Here is a 17,181-nt window from a genome sequence, read left to right on the forward strand (position 1 = left end):
TCCTTCTCAATCGCGTTTTCCGGTCCATCCGGCTTGCCGGCCCGTATTGCCTATATGTGTTTGCTCCGCCGCCGATTTCAAAGCAGGAAGATCATTTGTCCGAAAATCTCATCACCCTCGACAATGCCCACCTCACCCTCGGCAAGGGTTCCGCCGCCGTTCATGTGCTGAAAGGCATGTCCGTTGAAATCGGCCGTGGCGAATCCGTCGGCATTCTCGGACCATCGGGTTCGGGCAAATCGACATTGCTGATGGTGGTCGCGGGACTTGAACGGCTCGACAGCGGCGAAATCACCATTGACGGCACCGCGCTCACCGGGCTTTCGGAAGATGCGCTTGCCGCCTTTCGCGGCGAGAATATCGGCATCGTCTTCCAGTCCTTCCATCTGATCGCCAACATGACGGCGCTGGAAAACACCGCCATTCCGCTGGAACTTGCCGGCCGCGCGGATGCCTTTGAACGCGCAAGGGCAGCCCTTGAGAGCGTCGGCCTCGGCCACCGGATGACGCATTATCCCGGCCAGCTTTCCGGCGGCGAACAGCAGCGCGTCGCCATCGCCCGTGCGCTTGCGCCGGAGCCGGCCGTGTTGATTGCCGACGAGCCGACCGGCAATCTCGACGGCGACACCGGCACCCAGATCGCCGATCTTCTGTTCGAACGCCAGCGCGAAAGCGGTACCACACTGGTTCTCGTCACCCACGACCCGGCGCTGGCAGCGCGCTGCGACCGGCAGGTCCATGTCCGTTCCGGTGAAATCGTCGGTCACGAGACCACCGGGGCCGCCAACTGATGCAGGCAAACCGGCTGAACCTCTCGCTCGCCCTGAAATTTGCGCTGCGCGAAATGCGCGGCGGCCTTTCCGGCTTCTACATCTTCCTTGCCTGCATTGCGCTGGGCGTTGCTGCCATTGCCGCCGTCAATTCCGTCTCCGATGCCGTCAATGCCGGCATTGCCGAGCGCGGCCGGGAAATCCTCGCCGCCGATATCCGCTTCGAGCGCGACAACGAGGCCTTGACCGGCGACGAACTCGCCTATGTCGAAGACCTCGGCACGCTGTCGCAATCGGTAACGATGCGTTCGATGACCAGGCTTCCCGACGGCTCCGACCAGTCACTGGCCGAGGTCAAGGCCGTCGACGGTCTCTACCCGCTCTATGGCTCCGTGATTTCCGATCCGGCGATGCCGCTCGAAGATGCGCTGGGCGAAGGTGATGACGGCCGCTACGGCGTGCTTGTCGCCCCGCTTCTTGTCGACAGGCTCGGCCTTTCCGTCGGCGACAGCCTGCTGCTTGGCAGCGCCGAACTCAGGGTTTCCGGCACGCTCGAACAGGAGCCGGATTCGCTTTCCGAAGGCTTTGCCTTCGCGCCGCGCATTCTGATCGACCGCGACGCGCTTGAAGCCTCCGGCCTCGTGCAGCTCGGCAGCCTTGCCGAATATGCCTATCGCGTCCGCCTGCCCGCCGCTTCCGATCCGAATACGGTCAAGACCGCAGCCGAGGAAGCCTTTCCCGATGCCGGCTGGTCGGTGCGCGTCAGCGATCGCGCCGCACCGTCCTTGAGCGAAAATGTCGACCGGCTTTCGGAATTCCTGACGCTCGTCGGCCTTGCAACGCTGATTACCGGCGGCGTCGGCATCGCCAACGCGGTCAGCGCCTATCTGGAAAGCCGCAGGCGAGCGATTGCAGCCTTCAAATGCCTTGGCGCGCCGGCCACTATGGTTGTCGCCATCTATTTTCTGCAGATCATGCTGGTGGCCCTGATCGGCATTGTGGCCGGTCTCGTCTTCGGCGCGGTCATTCCACTCATTGCCCTGCCTCTCCTGTCCTCGCTGCTTGAGATCGCAATCCCCGCGGCAATCTTCCCCGTGGCCCTGCTGATCGCCGCCCTTTTCGGCCTTCTGACCGCGATCGCCTTCGCCATCCTGCCGCTGGCCGCCGCCCGCGACGTGCCGGCAACAGCGCTTCTGCGCGAACACGGCTTCGACGAAGGCGGACGCCCGGCATGGTCCTTCGTGGCAGCGGCAGCCGTCACGCTGGCCGCTCTGGCCGCGCTTGCCATCTTCACCGCCGACGAGCGCTTCGTCGCAAGCGTGTTCCTCGCCTCCGTCGCCGGCGCCTTTCTAGTGCTGCGACTGGTGGCCGTCGCCATCAAATGGCTGGCCCGGCGGGCGCCGCATCCGCGCGCGCCCTCGCTCAGGCTTGCCATCGGCAATATCCATCGCCCCGGCGCGCTCACCGGTTCCGTCGTGCTCTCGCTTGGTCTCGGGCTGACGCTGCTGGTGGCGCTGGCGCTGATCGACGGCAACCTCAATCGCGAACTCTCCCGAACGCTTCCCGAGCGCGCCCCGGATTTCTTCTTCGTCGATATTCAGGGCAGCGAGGTCGACGGTTTCCGTGACCTGATTACACAGGAAGCACCGGAGGGCGAACTCTCGCTGGTGCCGATGCTGCGCGGACGCATCCTGGCGCTGAACGACACACGCGCATCCGAATGGGACGCGCCGCCGGAAGCGCGCTGGGTGCTGCGCGGCGACCGCGGCATCACCTATGACGCCGACCTGCCGGAAAATTCGACACTCGCCGAGGGTGAATGGTGGCCCGAAGGCTATGACGGCGAACCGCTGGTCTCCTTTGCCGCCGATGAAGGGCAAGAACTCGGCCTCAAACTTGGCGACACCGTCACAGTCAGCGTGCTTGGCCGCGAAATCACGGCCAGGATTGCAAGCTTTCGCTCGGTGGAATGGGAATCGCTGTCGATCAACTTCGTCATGGTGTTTTCGCCCAACACCTTCGCCGGCGCACCGCATGCCTGGCTGGCAACGCTCACCAATCCCGACGGAAGCACCGAAAAGAACGCCGAAATTTTGGGCGCTGTGACCAGAACCTTCCCGACGGTCACCACGATCGAGGTGCGCGCTGCTTTGGAGATTGCCGGAGAACTCGTCGGCCAGCTTGCCACCGCCATCCGCGCAGCCGCCGCCATTGCGCTGATTGCCTCGGTAATGGTGCTGGCAGGTGCGCTTGCGGCCGGAAACCGCAGGCGCGGCCATGACGCGGTGATCATGAAGACACTCGGCGCCACCCGCCCGGCGCTGATCCGCGCCTTCGTCTATGAATACCTGATCCTCGGCGCCATGACCGGCATCTTCGCGCTCGTCGCCGGCTCGGCTGCCGCCTGGTATGCGCTGACACAGATCATGATGCTGCCGTTCGCGCTGCTGGCCCCGGTCGCGCTTGCCACCGTTGGCGGCGCCATCGTGGTCACCGTCGCCATCGGCCTGTTCGGCACATGGCACCTTCTGGGCCAGAAGCCTGCGCTTTATCTGCGGGAGTTATGACGAGGATAAAACAGCCGGCGAGGGCATTGGTGACGGCTGCCAGCCCGTTGACGCCCCTCTCCTCTGTGTCATCCTCGGGCTTGACCCGAGGATCCAGAGCGACACGACGTGACGTAGTGAAAGAGTTCTTTGTTTCAAAGACTTGAACGAAATGGATGCTCGGATCCAGTCCGAGCATGACGCCGTGGGATGGATGACCGACTACCTCAAAAAGCCTGTCGGTATTCCTGCGCGGCTATCTGTCGCGGCGCAGGGTTTCCATCAGTTCTTCGTTGCGGCGGTCGGCGTGATAATTCTGCACCGCGAAAAGCGCCCACAAAGCCGCGACCGGCCAGCCGATCAGCGTGAGCTGGAGGATCAGGCAGATAATGCCTGAAATCGGCTTGCCGATGGTGAAAAACGAAAGCCACGGCAGAATGACGGCAATGAAATAACGCATGAAAGTGTCCTCTCTTTGAGCCTGTCCTGCGCATCAAGGGGCCGGACGATTTTCTGCTACATGGTGCAGGCGCCGTCGTTTTTGGAGATGCGAGGCCCGATTCTTACGAAATTTTGAGGAACGCCTGTCGCTTTTCGGGCCACCATGCCTTGTATCCTATTGCCGAACCTATCATATTATCGTCAGGCTTGCTGGAGCCCCCCAGCGGCGCCTGGGTTTTGCGTATGCCGCATTTTCCCGACACCGTGATCAACGAGGGGCTTTTCTAAGAGGAAATTGATGGCTGATCTTCGTAACTATCAGAACCGCGCGCAGGCGGGAGCGCACGCGAGTGCTGAAATCGATCAGGGCCTGCGCACCTACATGCTCAACATCTACAACCTGATGGCGCTTGGCCTGGTGATTACGGGCGCACTCGCTTTCGGGCTGAGCACGCTTGCAACCACCACTGATCAGGCCGCTGCCGTTGCGCAGCTTCCCAACGGCATTCTGCTGACCAGCGTCGGCGCCGCCGTTTACGGAACGCCGCTCAAGTGGCTGATCATGTTCGCACCGCTGATCGCATTCTTCTTTCTGGCTTTCCGCGTTAACAAGATGAGCGTTTCGGCTGCGCGCACGTCCTTCTGGGTCTATGCCGCCCTGACGGGCCTGTCGCTGTCGTCGATCTTCATCATGTACACGACGGCCAGCATCGTACAGACCTTCTTCATCACCGCCGCGTCCTTCGGTGCCCTGTCGCTTTACGGCTACACCACCAAGCGCGATCTTTCGGCAATGGGCTCGTTCATGGTCATCGGCCTGTTCGGCATCCTGATTGCCATGGTGGTCAACATCTTCCTGCAGTCGAGCGCACTCAGCTTCGCTGTCTCCGTCATCGGCGTTCTCGTCTTTGCCGGCCTGACCGCCTGGGATACGCAGAAGCTCAAGGAAATGTATTATGAAGGCGACGGTGAAGTCGTTGCCGGCCGCAAGGCCGTCATGGGCGCCCTGACGCTCTACCTCGACTTCATCAACATGTTCCTGTTCCTCCTGCGTCTGCTGGGCAACCGGAACTGATATCGCAGAAATTCAATCGATCGAGGCGGCCTTCCGGGGCCGCCTTTTTCATGCCCAAACCCCTTTAGCCGGCCGCTTGCCCATGTCCATCACGATCCGCCCCGCCACATCCGACGACATCACCACCATCACCGAGATCTATGCGGAAAGCGTGTTGAACGGCACCGCCAGCTATGAGCTTGAACCGGCGGCGCCTGCCGAGATGCGCGCCCGGATGGACGCGACCATGGCCGGCGGTTTTCCCTATATAGCCGCCGTGGAGGCGGACAGTTTGCTGGGCTATGCCTATGCAGGCGCGTTTCGCACCCGCCCGGCCTATCGCTGGCTTGTGGAGGATTCCGTCTATATCGACCCCCGGGCGCGTGGCAGAGGCGTCGGCAAACTGCTGCTTCAAACCCTGGTGGAAGAATGCGAAACGCGCGGCTTCCGGCAGATGGTTGCCGTCATCGGTGGTGCAAGCCCGGCCTCGATCGCGCTGCACAGGACATGCGGTTTCACCGATGCCGGCCGGTTGACCGGTACCGGTTTCAAACACGGACAATGGCTCGACACGGTGTTCATGCAGCGCCCGCTTGGCGAAGGCAATGCCTCCGATCCGCTGCCGCTTTCGCTCTGATCCGGCCTATTTCTCGACGAGTTTCAGCTTGCGGTCGAAGACCTTGAGCACCTGACGCAGATCGTGGCCGCGTTTCAGCACCATGCCGGCGGTATTGGTGACGCTGAAGGCGCCCTGCTTGGACGCCAGTTTCGGGTTCTTCTCGATCCGGTAGAGCGGCATTTCGCCGGAGCGCTTGAAAACGGAAAAGACCGCCTTGTCCTTCATGTGATCGAGGGCGTAGTCGCGCCACTCGCCGTCGCCCACCATTCTGCCATAGACCCAGAGGATCGCGTCGAGTTCACGCCGGTGGAATGTGACGGGCAATGGCTCGGCCTTCTGGCCGGGTCTGAACTGGGCGATTTCGACGACATTGCTGCCGTCCGTCTCTTGCTTGCGTTGCGTATCCGGCTTTTGCACCATGCTTTCCCGCCTCGCATCCTGATTACAGATAAATGACAGTCTGCCCGCTTCAGCGAGAATTGCAAGGGCGCGCTTTCACCCGTTTCACCATGGCGGGCCAATAATTTGTTAACCCAAACGGCTTATCAATTCGGCAAGGGTTTTCGATCAGTTCCAGTAGTGCGTATCCATGTGTTCAGGCATCCCAAAACCGCTGACGTCCGGTGCGTTGGAAATGCGCCCGGCCATTTCGTGCCGTGCTGACGGGCGAAAGGCGGCGGATCGATGAGCATCATCCGCAAGGACCTCGGACCAAGACCCCCTGCCCGGCTGAAATCGAAACTGTCGGTGGTACGCCCCGGCAAGACCGTGCCCGATCTTCGCCTGGAACTGAGAAGCGGCGGCGAATTTTCCATCTTCTCCGATGCTCCGGGGGAGCTGGAACACACCATGGAGCGGCTGGGCGATCAGGCCGTTGAACCAAATCCCTTCCAGACATTGCCATTTCTGACCGGTCCCTCTGGCAGGGCCGATGCACAGACGCGACTGGCGCTGATCGAAGACAGCGCCGTTGCGGCCGGGGCCGGCCATCTTGCCGCGCTGATGGGGTTTTCGGTTGCCGGCGCGAATTCACACCTTGTCGCGTCGGCAGCACCCGGTGGCTATCACGCCCCGCTGATCTCGCGCCACCGCCCGATGGCAACGCTTGACCAGCTGTTCGAAGCTCTGGCGGGCTCTCTTGCCAATCTGCCGGGCGTGATTGCCTTTCCCGGGCTTCTGGCTGACGGCGCTTTCATGCGTTCAGCGCGCGCGGTCGCTGCTGCGCGCGGGCTTGCCTTCCGGGTTGCAGGCGCATGGCGCGGCCACGCATTGTCCGGGCGGATCGACCCGACCAGCGGGCTTTCCCACGCAGACCGCGAAGCCTGGCAGGCCAATCTCGAAAAATGGGAAAACCTGCAGAAGAAGGGCAGGATCACCTACCACGTTGCCCGCAACCCCGCCGAAATTTCCGCAGCGCTAGAAGAGCTTTCACTGCTCTGCGACACCGACGAGCACACCAGCCGGTGCGCGGCATGTTTTCCCGCCGTCAGACTGCTTTCCGAGCGCGACCGGATCAGGCTGCATGCGCTTTATATTGACGGACAGATGATTGCAGCCGCGCTCCAGCCGCTTCATCGCAGCGAGGCCTGGGTCTGGCAGGTCATGGTCCGGCCCGACATGAGCGACAAGGCAATCGACGAGCAGCTGATCATGCGTCTGACGCAATGGAACCTGCGCGATGCCAATATCGCCATAACCCGTGTTGCGCCCGCAGCCGGTCCGTTTCTTGCGGAGCGGTTCTGGCCGGTGGACGAGGGTTATGCAAGCCTGCTCGTAGCATTGCGCCCCGGCATGGAGCGCGCGCTCGACAGCGTGGCCGCAACCTATGAAGACGCCGGGACGCAGTACCCCGGACATCAAACCGAATAACAGTATTGCATTGCGAAAACAGCTGGCAGCGGCTGCCATGGCCCTGACCCGGGGTCAGGAGCAGCTTTTCAGCCGCGATTCCTCGGGCCGGTTCATCAGCGCGAAAATGTCGATATTCTGAAGCAGCGGATGGAAACCATCGTCGTCGCCGGCCTCGATCAGAACGTCGAGCGGCACGACCGGCGCGACCATGGGGCCGTTCCAGCAGGCGGCATCGAGATCAACCGAAAAGCCGGGTTTGGCGCCGCCGGCCTGGCGGGCGGCCGCCATCTGCTCCTGCTGATCCCTGAGCGCCAGAGCATCGGCGGGCGAAAGCCGCAGCACCGTCAGGTGCTGACCGGGCTTGCGGAACTTTGCCACGTCGGCTTCCTCCGCAGCGGCATTCGCGCTCACCAGCGTATAATCGTGACTGATCTCGCCGGCGCCGGATTTCTGGTAAACCGTCAGTACAATCTCGTTCGTCGGCAGCTTCATCTCCTCCGGCGCCAGCACCGCAATCCTGAGCGACGCGGGATTGGCCGCGATCGGCGACGGAATGGTCGTCGGCTTGGCGCCCGACAGGAAATTGAGCGAACAGGCCGAAAGCAGGGCGAGACCGGAAGCAGCCAGGAGTGTCTTGAAGATTGGCATGGGCATGATCGGGCGGGTCACAAACATGGTTAATAATCATTCATCCTATCGGGGATAGCTTAAGGGCCGGTAAAGAGTCAGCCGCTGCTTGTGGCCGATGGCGCAACAGGCGCGGACGAAAACACGCCGTGCATGCGTCATACCCTGCTTGACATTAATAATTATTGTTTTACGATAATTTTATATTGTAATATAAGAGGCACTTCGATGACCCCGACCAACTCTCCCGCCCTTTCGCGGCTATGCGGCCGCATGAAAACCCTGACCCGGATCATTCAGGCCGGGCTTGTGGCCGGCCTGGCCTACGCCGGCTGGACGGCCCTTGCCGGGCAGGACAGGATTTCGGCCTTTCTGACGGATGCGCTCGACCTCTCCGTTGCCGCAACGCTCACACCGGCGACGGGACTGGCGCTTGCCGCCCTTACGGTGATGTTCGCCGGGCTGGCGTTTTTCGGGCTGCAGACCGTCTGGCAATTGTTCGACCGGCTTCAACACGAAACGCCATTTTCCCATGCGGTTGCCGCACTTTTGCGTCGCGCTGGCCTGATTGCGCTTGCCGGCGCTGTCGCCAGCCTTTTTCTCACACCCGTGGCGACACTTCTGGCGACACTCGCCAATCCGCCGGGCAGCCGCACGCTTTCAGTCGGTCTCGGCAGCGACCAACTGATGCTGTTTCTGCTCGCGGGACTTCTCTTCGTGATGGGGCATGTCATGGTGCTCGCGACATCGATGAATGAAGATTATGAGCGTTTCGTCTGACCCATGCCGATCATTGTCAATCTCGATGTCATGCTCGCCCGCCGCAAGATGCGGGCGAAAACCCTTGCCGAACATGTCGGCATCACCGAGCAGAACATCTCGCTGCTGCGCTCGGGCAAGGTCAAGGGCGTACGGTTCGAAACGCTTGAAAAGATATGCCGCGCGCTCGATTGCCAGCCCGGTGACATTCTGGAGTATCAGCCGGACGAACCCGGCTGATCCTTATCCCCGCTCGGGGTCGCAATTGCCCCGGGCGGCAGATCAAAGCCCGATTTCGTGGGCATAAGGCGGGTTGGCGCCGGCGCGGGAGACGGTGACGGCAGCGGCCTTTGCGCCCAGCGCCAGGGCATCCGCGATTGCCTCCGGCGACAGCGTTTTGACCTTCTCCTTGGTCAGCAACCCGGCGATATCGAGCGATGCCAGGATACCGGCGTCGAACGTATCGCCGGCACCGACGGTGTCGACCACTTCGACCTTTTCACTTGGCACCTCGACCTTGTGTTCGGCGGTATAGCCGATCGCCCCGTCCGCGCCGCAGGTGATGACGACAAGGCTTGCGCCGGCCGTAATCCAGTGGCGGGCCTTGTCATCGAGCGAACCTGCGAGACCGAACCAGTCCAGATCCTCGTCGGAGAATTTCACGATGTCCGATTTGGCCGCCATGCGCTCGATCCGGGCACGGTGACCCGCGGGATCGGTAATAAATGTCGGACGGATATTCGGGTCGAGCGAGATCACGCGGGCTTCGGCCTCGCGCATCAAAAGCGCTTCATAGGTGGAACCGCAGGGTTCGGGGATCAGGCTGATCGCGCCGAAATGCATGGCCGCGCAGTCTTCGCCGATTGCGGGCAGGTCATCCTCGGTAATCATCCGGCCGGCCGTATTCTCATCGTAAAAGGCATAGCTTGCCGAGCCGTTGACCAGCTTGACAAAGGCGAGCGTCGTCGGCCGGTCGGAAACGGCAACATAGGAATGATCGACCTTCGACGCGTCGAGTTTCTCGCGAATGATATCGCCCATCAGGTCGGACGATATGCCGGAGAAGAACCCGGTCGGTCGGCCAAGCCTGGAAAGCGCGACCGCCGTGTTGCACACGGCACCGCCGGCATAGGGCGCAAATGCCGGTTCACCCTTGTCGGTCTGACGCGGCAGCATATCGATCAGGGCTTCACCACAGCATAAAATCATTCTCTTCTCCCGTTTTTGTTCCCGCGCCTGTCGTCCCGGCCTAGACGATCAGTTCCTCAAGGCCGCCGCGGGCCCGCGACCATTCCATCGGATGATCGAGAAACGCGCCGACGGCATCAAGCGTTGCCTTGTCGGCCAGCTCTTCCTCGCGTGCGACCGCAAGAACGTTCTGCCATGTCGCCAGGTAATGAAGCTCAACGCACCCTTCCCGGAAACGTTTCTCGGCCTGTTCGAAAATATCATAATAGAACAGAGCCATGCCGTGTTCCACCAGTCCGCCGGCAGCGCGGATGGCATTGATGAAGTTGAACATGGAGCCGCCTGCCGTGGTCAGGTCCTCGATCACCAGAACCCGCGCCCCGGCTTCCAGATGCCCTTCGATCTGGGCGTTCTTGCCATAGCCCTTCGGCTTCTTGCGCACATAGATCATCGGCAGTTCCAGGCGATCGGCGAGGAATGCGGCAAAGGGAATGCCCGCCGTTTCACCGCCGGCGACGCAGTCGAATTTCTCGAAACCGGCATCACGCAGCACCTTGGCCGCGGCAAAATCCATCAGCGTGGAGCGGATGCGCGGATAGGAAATCAGCTGCCGGCAGTCGATATAGACCGGACTGACCAGACCGGAAGCAAGCTTGTAGGGCTCATCCGGGGAAAAATGGACGGCGCCGATTTCCCACAGCATGCGGGCCATCAGTTCGCCCATCACTGCGGGGTCGGCAAAACTTGCTCTGCTCATCTCAACAATCCTCTTTGTCTTTGCGCCGTCACGACCTTGCAGGGTGCGGGAGTGACACTCTCTTGCAAGACACAATCTGTCGGCGCACGCCGCCGCCGGGGCGGCCGTTTCCGTTCCGGCCCTGAGTTGAACTGTCGGGGCCGAAAAATCAATCGGAGCCGGTATATTTCATCATGCCGAATGGCATACCCGCCACCATAGCGGAACGCCGGATGGCCGCAATGACGGATATTAAATCGTTTAAAAAACTTTTTGCCGCTGCTCTAGACTTCCATCGAATATCCGGCTCCGCGCACGGTGCGGATCACATCCGGCATCTGCGAGAAATTGAGCGCCTTCCTCAGCCGGCCGACATGCACGTCGACGGTGCGCTCATCCACATAGATATCATGCCCCCAGACACCGTCGAGAAGCTGCGCGCGGGAAAACACCCGCCCCGGAGACGTCATCAGGAATTCCAGAAGCCGGAATTCCGTCGGGCCAAGCCGCACTTCACGCGCCTTGCGGTGAACCCGGTGGGTTTCGCGATCAAGCTCGATATCGCCGCATTTCAGCACGCTGGAGAGCACTTCCGGACGGGCGCGGCGCAGGATCGCTTTCACACGCGCCATCAGTTCCGGCGTGGAAAACGGTTTGACGACATAGTCGTCGGCGCCGATCGCAAGCCCGCGCACCCGTTCGCTCTCCTCACCGCGCGCCGTCAGCATGATGATCGGCAGGCGTTCGGTTTCCGGCCGCATTCGAAGGCGGCGACAAAGCTCGATGCCCGACACCCCCGGCAGCATCCAGTCGAGCAGAAGAAGGTCGGGGACCCGCTCCTGCAGCCGGATTTCGGCCTCATCGCCGCGCATGATGGTCTCGACCTCATAGCCTTCGGCCTCGAGATTGTAGCGCAGCAGAACGCTGAGCGCTTCCTCGTCTTCAACAACTGCTATCTTCGGCACCATTGGGCTGATATCTCCCTCGTCTCAAATGGCTTCAGACATCATCGGAACCGACGGCAGGGGAATTGTCGTCCTTCGGACGTTCTCCCTGCGGCTGGGCGCCTGTCGCGATGTAGTAAATCATCTCGGCGATGTTGGTGGCATGATCGCCGATGCGCTCGATGTTCTTGGCGCAGAACAGAAGATGCGTGCAGGTGGTGATATTGCGCGGATCTTCCATCATGTAGGTCAAAAGCTCGCGGAACAACGAGGTATAGATCGCGTCGATCTCGTCATCACGCTCGCGGATCGAACTCGCCTTGTCGGCCTGGCGCGTGGTGTAGGCATCGAGCACTTCCTTCAATTGCAGGAGCGCCAGTTCGCACAGATGCTCGATGCCGTGGGCCAGCTTGCGTGGCACGCCGGTGCCCTGCACCGAGATCACCCGTTTGGCGGTGTTCTTGGCCATATCGCCGACGCGTTCGAGGTCGGCGGCGATGCGGATGGCGCCCATGATTTCGCGCAGGTCCGCAGCCACCGGCTGGCGCCGGGCAATTGTGACGATTGCCTTCTCGCCGATCTCGCGCTCCGCTTCGTCAAGCGCCAGATCGTCGGCGATCACCTTTTCGGCAAGCTCGGTATCGGTGTTGACGAGGGCGGAGACCGATTCGCTGACCATTTCTTCGGCCAGGCCGCCCATTTCGGAAATGCGGCGCTGGAGGTATTTCAGCTCGTCATCGAATGCCGTCGAGATATGCGAGGGGGCCATGTTCTTTCCTTTCCTGGCTTGAGCGTGCGGCAGCCGCCCCTCAGCCGAAACGTCCCATGATGTAATCCTGGGTCCGCTGGTCCGCGGGATTGGTGAAAATCGTATCGGTATCGTTCTCCTCGACCATATGGCCGAGGTGGAACATCGCCGTGCGTTCGGAAACCCGCGCGGCCTGCTGCATGGAGTGCGTCACCATCACGATGGTGTAGTTCTCCCTGAGGTCGGAAATCAGCTCCTCGACGCGGGCCGTTGCGATCGGGTCGAGCGCCGAACAGGGTTCGTCCATCAGGATCACTTCCGGGCTCACCGCAATGGCGCGGGCAATGCAAAGCCGCTGCTGCTGACCGCCGGAAAGACTGGTGCCAGGCTCGTGCAGGCGATCCTTGACCTCATTGAACAGACCCGCCTTGATCAGGCTGGTCTCGACGATCTGGTCGAATTCCGTGCGGTGGCGGGCAAGACCGTGGATACGCGGCCCGTAGGCGACATTCTCGTAGATCGACTTCGGGAACGGGTTGGGATTCTGGAACACCATGCCCACGCGCGCGCGCAGTTCCACCACATCGATCCCGGAGGTGTAAACATCCTCGCCGTCGAGCGTGACCGTGCCGGTCACCCGGCAATTGTCGATCGTGTCGTTCATCCGGTTGAGCGTGCGCAGAAAGGTCGACTTGCCGCAGCCCGACGGGCCGATCAGCGCCGTGACGGCGTTCTCGCGAATGTTGAGGCTGACATCGAACAGCGCGCGCTTCTGCCCGTAATAGACGGACACCGCCTGACCGGCCATCTTGTATGTGTTTTCGCTCATCGTCTTTTTCCAAGCCTTTTTGCGGTCATATTCATCCATCGCCTACCAGCGCCTTTCGAAACGGCGGCGCAGTATCACCGCCGTGACATTCATGAAGATCAGGAATGCCAGAAGCACGATAATGGCGGCAGAGGTGCGCTCGACAAAGGCGCGTTCGGCCTCGCCCGCCCACATGTAGATCTGCACTGGAAGCGCTGTTGCCGGGTCAAGCGGGCCCGCCGGATAATCGGCCACGAAGGCGACCATGCCGATCAGAAGCAGCGGCGCGGTTTCGCCCAGCGCCTGGGCAAGACCGATGATCGTTCCCGTCAGAATTCCCGGCATGGCCAGTGGCAGGACATGATGGAACACCGCCTGCATTTTCGAAGCCCCGACCCCCAGCGCCGCCGAGCGGATCGAGGGCGGCACCGCCTTGAGAGCTGCCCGCGTCGCGATGATGATCGTCGGCAGCGTCATCAGCGTCAGCACCAGCCCGCCGACCAGCGAAGCCGAACGCGGCAGGCCGAGGAAGCCGATGAACACCGCAAGCCCCAGAAGGCCGAACACGATGGAGGGCACGGCCGCCAGATTGTTGATGTTGACCTCGATAAGGTCGGTGAACCGGTTCTTCGGCGCAAATTCCTCAAGATAAATCGCCGAGGCCACGCCGATCGGCAGTGCCAGAAGCAGGACCACGCCCATCATGTAAAGCGTGCCGACAAAGGCCACGCCGATCCCGGCGGCTTCCGGCCGGCTGGATGCGCCATGGGTGAAAAAGCCGGTGTTGAAGGACTTGTTCAGCCGTCCCTCGGCCTTCAACTCCTCCATCCACTGCAATTGCCGGTCGGAAACCCGGCGGCTTGTTTCCGGCACGGAAAGGTCGATCTGGCCCTTGTTGGCGGAATCGATATCGGCGGCAGCCAGAAGCCGTACATCGACGGTCTTTCCGATGACGGAGGGGTCTTTCAGCACCACATCGCGCAGCTCCACCCGGCTGCTGCGGGAGATCATCCGCATCGCCGCGCGCATTTCAGGGCCGTTTGCGGGATTGATGGCGAGCGTGCGGGCAAGCGCCTGGCGCACCAGTTGCGGATAATCGGCCGTCAACAGCAGCCGCGGGTTTTCATCGCGCGCGCCATCGGGATCGATCACCGAGGCTTCGAAGGTAACCGGCAGGGTGATGGTCGTCTGCTGAAACGCGGTATACCCCTTGCCGGCAACGGAAAACAAAAGCGCGCCCAGAAAGAAAATGCCCACGCAAATCGCCAACAGGCCGAAAACGCGGAAACGACGTTCGGCCGCGTTCCGGCGTTTGAGGGACTTGCGGCGCCTTGCGGCAATCGCCCGGCTTCCTCCATCCGTTCCGGTCGCGGTGCGGACTGTCTCGGTCATGCGTACTGCTCCCGGTATTTGCGCACGATATAGAGCGCATAGACATTGAGGCAGAGTGTGATCACGAACAGCGTGAGGCCAAGGGCGAAGGCCACGAGCGTCTGCGGCGTGTTGAATTCCAGATCGCCGGTCAGCTGGTTGACGATCTTGACCGTCACCGTCGTCATCGGCTCCAGCGGGCTGAACTGCAACTGCGCGGCAACGCCGGCGGCCAGAACCACGATCATGGTCTCGCCGATGGCGCGCGAAGCCGTCAACAGCAGAGCGCCGACAACACCGGGAAGCGCTGCCGGCAACACAACGCGCTTGATGGTCTCCGACTGCGTGGCGCCAAGGCCGAGCGAGCCCTTGCGCAGGCTGTCGGGAACCGCGTTGATGATATCATCGGACAGCGAGGAGACGAAGGGGATCAGCATGATGCCCATGACCACGCCCGCCGTCAGCACCGACTGCGCCTCGATGAAATTGCGATAGCTGCCGGTAAAAAGCCCGTTCAATTCTGCGGAAATGTCACGCAGCAGCGGCCCCACCGTGACAAGGGCGAAGAAGCCGTAGACGATGGTGGGAATGCCCGCCAGCACTTCAAGCAGCGGCTTGGCGATCGCGCGCAGTTTCGGCCCGGCATATTCCGACATGTAGATCGCCGCATAAAGCCCGATCGGGACGGCAACCGCCATGGCGACGATGGAAATGTAAAGCGTACCGGCAAGCAGCGGGATCAGCCCGAACTGCCCGGTTGCACCGCTCTCACCGGCGGCAGCAAAGCGCGGGTCCCAGACCGTGCCGAAAAAGAAATCGGCCGGCGGCACCTGGGAAAAGAACCGCAGGGATTCCGTCAGCATCGACAGCACGATGCCGACCGTTGTCAGGATCGCGATGGTCGAGGCGAGAACAAGGGCTGCAAGCACGGCCTGTTCGACGCGGTTGCGCGCGTGGAAAGACGGCCTGACCGCACGATAAGCAAGGCCGAGCGAGATCAGCGCCATCGCCAGCGCCGCAACGGCCATGGCCGCGCGCGATGCGGCGGAAAGCGCATTGAACCGCTCGGCCGAAGACAGCACGAAAGGCCGGGGCGAAGCGGCAAGCGGAATGCCGTTTGCAGCAAGGACAGCGCGCAGCGCGCCCGCATCCTCATCGACGCGCGCCCGGGCGTCTTCCGGCAGCTGCCGCAGGCCATAGGCCACGGAAATCACCGTATTATAGGTGAGGCTCTGGGCCGCGGCCGGCTGCTCCTGCACGCTTTCGGGAAAGTCGCTGCGGATCTGTGCGCCGATGACCAGCGGACTGACCACCATCCACACCGCCATCAACAGCACGGCCGGAACGATTGCAGCCATTGCCACGAAGCTTGCATGGTGGGCCGGCCGCGAATTCAGCCGTTTCAGGCTTTCTCCGGCAAGCGCATAAGCCTTGGCTCTTGCCGAGAAATAACCGGCAATACCAAGCCCGGCCACAATCGCCAGTATGATCAAAAAGACATGCATTATGTCGTTCCAGACCGTCCGGGATTTCCGGACCCTTGTTTCCGGCGGTCCTCAAAAACATGGACACAGCCGGGTGTTTTATTCCGTCTTCGGCAGCGCCTGCCCTAATCTTCAGGCGAAACCGTTGCTTCCTCGAATGCGGCAAGAACCGCCGCGCGCTGTTCCTCCGATGCCGGCACAAGGCCATATTCGGCAAGCGGCCCGTATGGACCGGCCATGGCGTCCGACAGGAAAAAGGCAACATATTCCCGCAACCCCGGAATGGCCCCGACATGCGCCATCTTGACGTAGAAGAACAGCGGCCGCGATACCGGATATTCGCCCGACCCCACGGTTTTAACCGAGGGCGTGACACCGGAAATCGTCGCCACATTCAGCTTGTCGGCATTGTTGTCGTAAAAGGACAGGCCGAAGACCCCGAGACCGGTCCGGTCGGCCACCACCCGGGCGAGCGTCTCCGTATAGTCGCCGTCGATCCCCGGCGCCCGCCCGTCCCTGCGCACGGCGATACATTTGTTTTCGCCCTGTTTTTCGCCAAAGGTCTCCGTCAGAAAAGGCAGCGCGCCGGCTTCCGCGCAGCCGACGGCCAGCACCTTTTCCTCGAAGACTTCGCGCGTGCCGTGCTTTTCTCCGGGAATATAAGCCTTGATTTCGGTGTCCGGCAACGCGGGATCGATCTCGGACCAGCGGGTATAGGGGTTTTTCACCAGCGCGCCGTCAATCACCAGTTCGGCGGCAAGCGCCCGGTAGAGATCAAGCGGCGTCAGCGCCATCTGCGGCATGGATGCATCGGTGGCAAAGACAATGCCGTCATAGCCGAAAACCACTTCCGCGATCTCGGTGACACCGTTTTTCGCGCAGTTTTCAACCTCACCCGGCCGGATCGGCCGCGACGCATTGGCGATATCGATGGTGCGCGGGCCGACACCCCGGCAAAATTCCTTCAGACCGGCGGAAGAGCCGCCGGATTCCACCACCGGCGTCTTGTAGTCGGGATAGATCTCGCCAAAGGTCTCGGCAACGATCTTGGCATAAGGCAGGACGGTCGATGAACCGGCGATCTGGATCTGGTCACGCGCCTCGGCCGGCCCGATGGCGAGAAGCACAGCGGAAAGCACAACAGCCGGCAGAATGAAAAACTTCATGGCGCATCCCTTGCGGGTTACATGCCCGCACCGTTTCAATCGATGCCCGGGCGGGGCCGCCACGAACCG

At 61.7% G+C, this 17,181-nt stretch carries 18 protein-coding genes; 7 read left to right on the top strand and 11 right to left on the bottom strand.

Translation table 11 applies throughout. The annotated features are described in order from the left end of the window. The first annotated feature begins 95 nt into the window (after positions 1 to 95). Together ABID12_RS06945 and ABID12_RS06950 are read left to right on the top strand one after the other, a co-directional pair. Positions 96 to 791, top strand: coding sequence for an ABC transporter ATP-binding protein (locus ABID12_RS06945; RefSeq protein ID WP_319518849.1), 696 nt, complete (start codon positions 96 to 98; stop codon positions 789 to 791). Beyond that, positions 791 to 3,337, top strand: coding sequence for an ABC transporter permease (locus tag ABID12_RS06950; RefSeq protein WP_354433625.1), 2,547 nt, complete (start codon positions 791 to 793; stop codon positions 3,335 to 3,337). The genes ABID12_RS06945 and ABID12_RS06950 overlap by 1 nt, the downstream gene beginning before the upstream one ends. Before the next feature lie 235 nt (positions 3,338 to 3,572). Here ABID12_RS06950 and ABID12_RS06955 read toward each other — a convergent pair whose 3' ends face one another. After that, positions 3,573 to 3,776, bottom strand: a complete 204-nt coding sequence (locus ABID12_RS06955) for a YqaE/Pmp3 family membrane protein (RefSeq protein WP_354433626.1) — start codon at positions 3,774 to 3,776, stop codon at positions 3,573 to 3,575. A gap of 279 nt (positions 3,777 to 4,055) precedes the next feature. Between ABID12_RS06955 and ABID12_RS06960 the strand changes: the two genes are divergently transcribed. Together ABID12_RS06960 and ABID12_RS06965 are read left to right on the top strand one after the other, a co-directional pair. Continuing rightward, the gene (locus ABID12_RS06960; protein ID WP_106312051.1) at positions 4,056 to 4,832 is read left to right on the top strand and encodes a Bax inhibitor-1/YccA family protein; all 777 of its coding nucleotides are present in this window, start codon (positions 4,056 to 4,058) and stop codon (positions 4,830 to 4,832) included. An 82-nt stretch (positions 4,833 to 4,914) separates the two neighbouring features. Then, complete coding sequence (locus ABID12_RS06965) at positions 4,915 to 5,448, top strand: GNAT family N-acetyltransferase (RefSeq protein ID WP_354433627.1); 534 nt, start codon at positions 4,915 to 4,917, stop codon at positions 5,446 to 5,448. A 6-nt stretch (positions 5,449 to 5,454) separates the two neighbouring features. On the opposite strand, the gene ABID12_RS06970 is transcribed toward ABID12_RS06965, so the two are convergent. Continuing rightward, positions 5,455 to 5,850, bottom strand: coding sequence for a DUF2794 domain-containing protein (locus tag ABID12_RS06970; protein ID WP_354433628.1), 396 nt, complete (start codon positions 5,848 to 5,850; stop codon positions 5,455 to 5,457). A gap of 264 nt (positions 5,851 to 6,114) precedes the next feature. Here ABID12_RS06970 and ABID12_RS06975 point away from each other — a divergent pair, with 264 nt between their 5' ends. Next, a complete protein-coding gene (locus tag ABID12_RS06975; protein ID WP_354433629.1) occupies positions 6,115 to 7,299 on the top strand; it encodes a GNAT family N-acetyltransferase in 1,185 nt (394 codons plus the stop codon). 54 nt (positions 7,300 to 7,353) lie between these two features. On the opposite strand, the gene ABID12_RS06980 is transcribed toward ABID12_RS06975, so the two are convergent. Then, the gene (locus ABID12_RS06980) at positions 7,354 to 7,956 is read right to left on the bottom strand and encodes a hypothetical protein (protein ID WP_106312063.1); all 603 of its coding nucleotides are present in this window, start codon (positions 7,954 to 7,956) and stop codon (positions 7,354 to 7,356) included. 180 nt (positions 7,957 to 8,136) lie between these two features. Between ABID12_RS06980 and ABID12_RS06985 the strand changes: the two genes are divergently transcribed. Together ABID12_RS06985 and ABID12_RS06990 are read left to right on the top strand one after the other, a co-directional pair. Further along, positions 8,137 to 8,688: a DUF2975 domain-containing protein gene (locus ABID12_RS06985; RefSeq protein WP_354433630.1), complete on the top strand. Its 552-nt coding sequence runs from the start codon at positions 8,137 to 8,139 to the stop codon at positions 8,686 to 8,688. Positions 8,689 to 8,691: 3 nt separating this feature from the next. Beyond that, positions 8,692 to 8,907 (top strand): helix-turn-helix domain-containing protein, encoded by a 216-nt coding sequence (locus ABID12_RS06990; protein ID WP_354433631.1) that lies wholly within the window; start codon positions 8,692 to 8,694, stop codon positions 8,905 to 8,907. Positions 8,908 to 8,949: 42 nt separating this feature from the next. Here the strand turns inward: ABID12_RS06990 and ABID12_RS06995 are convergent, their stop codons facing one another. From ABID12_RS06995 to ABID12_RS07030, 8 genes are all read right to left on the bottom strand, one after another. Next, complete coding sequence (locus ABID12_RS06995) at positions 8,950 to 9,876, bottom strand: carbohydrate kinase family protein (RefSeq protein ID WP_354433632.1); 927 nt, start codon at positions 9,874 to 9,876, stop codon at positions 8,950 to 8,952. A 40-nt stretch (positions 9,877 to 9,916) separates the two neighbouring features. Next, positions 9,917 to 10,612, bottom strand: a complete 696-nt coding sequence (locus tag ABID12_RS07000; protein WP_106312075.1) for an orotate phosphoribosyltransferase — start codon at positions 10,610 to 10,612, stop codon at positions 9,917 to 9,919. 263 nt (positions 10,613 to 10,875) lie between these two features. Continuing rightward, positions 10,876 to 11,559, bottom strand: coding sequence for a phosphate regulon transcriptional regulator PhoB (gene phoB / locus ABID12_RS07005; protein WP_106312078.1), 684 nt, complete (start codon positions 11,557 to 11,559; stop codon positions 10,876 to 10,878). A gap of 31 nt (positions 11,560 to 11,590) precedes the next feature. Beyond that, positions 11,591 to 12,304 carry a phosphate signaling complex protein PhoU gene (gene phoU, locus ABID12_RS07010; protein ID WP_106312081.1) on the bottom strand — a complete coding sequence of 238 codons (714 nt, stop codon included), beginning with the start codon at positions 12,302 to 12,304 and terminating at the stop codon, positions 11,591 to 11,593. Positions 12,305 to 12,344: 40 nt separating this feature from the next. After that, the gene (gene pstB, locus ABID12_RS07015) at positions 12,345 to 13,151 is read right to left on the bottom strand and encodes a phosphate ABC transporter ATP-binding protein PstB (protein ID WP_435528187.1); all 807 of its coding nucleotides are present in this window, start codon (positions 13,149 to 13,151) and stop codon (positions 12,345 to 12,347) included. A gap of 3 nt (positions 13,152 to 13,154) precedes the next feature. Next, positions 13,155 to 14,483 carry a phosphate ABC transporter permease PstA gene (pstA, locus tag ABID12_RS07020; RefSeq protein ID WP_354433633.1) on the bottom strand — a complete coding sequence of 443 codons (1,329 nt, stop codon included), beginning with the start codon at positions 14,481 to 14,483 and terminating at the stop codon, positions 13,155 to 13,157. Then, positions 14,480 to 15,967, bottom strand: coding sequence for a phosphate ABC transporter permease subunit PstC (gene pstC, locus ABID12_RS07025; protein ID WP_354433634.1), 1,488 nt, complete (start codon positions 15,965 to 15,967; stop codon positions 14,480 to 14,482). Before pstC ends, pstA begins: the two co-directional genes overlap by 4 nt. A 104-nt stretch (positions 15,968 to 16,071) precedes the next feature. Then, positions 16,072 to 17,112, bottom strand: a complete 1,041-nt coding sequence (locus tag ABID12_RS07030; RefSeq protein ID WP_354433635.1) for a substrate-binding domain-containing protein — start codon at positions 17,110 to 17,112, stop codon at positions 16,072 to 16,074. Positions 17,113 to 17,181: the final 69 nt, after the last annotated feature.

This window comes from Martelella mangrovi, assembly GCF_040545495.1.
Taxonomy (GTDB): domain Bacteria; phylum Pseudomonadota; class Alphaproteobacteria; order Rhizobiales; family Rhizobiaceae; genus Martelella; species Martelella mangrovi.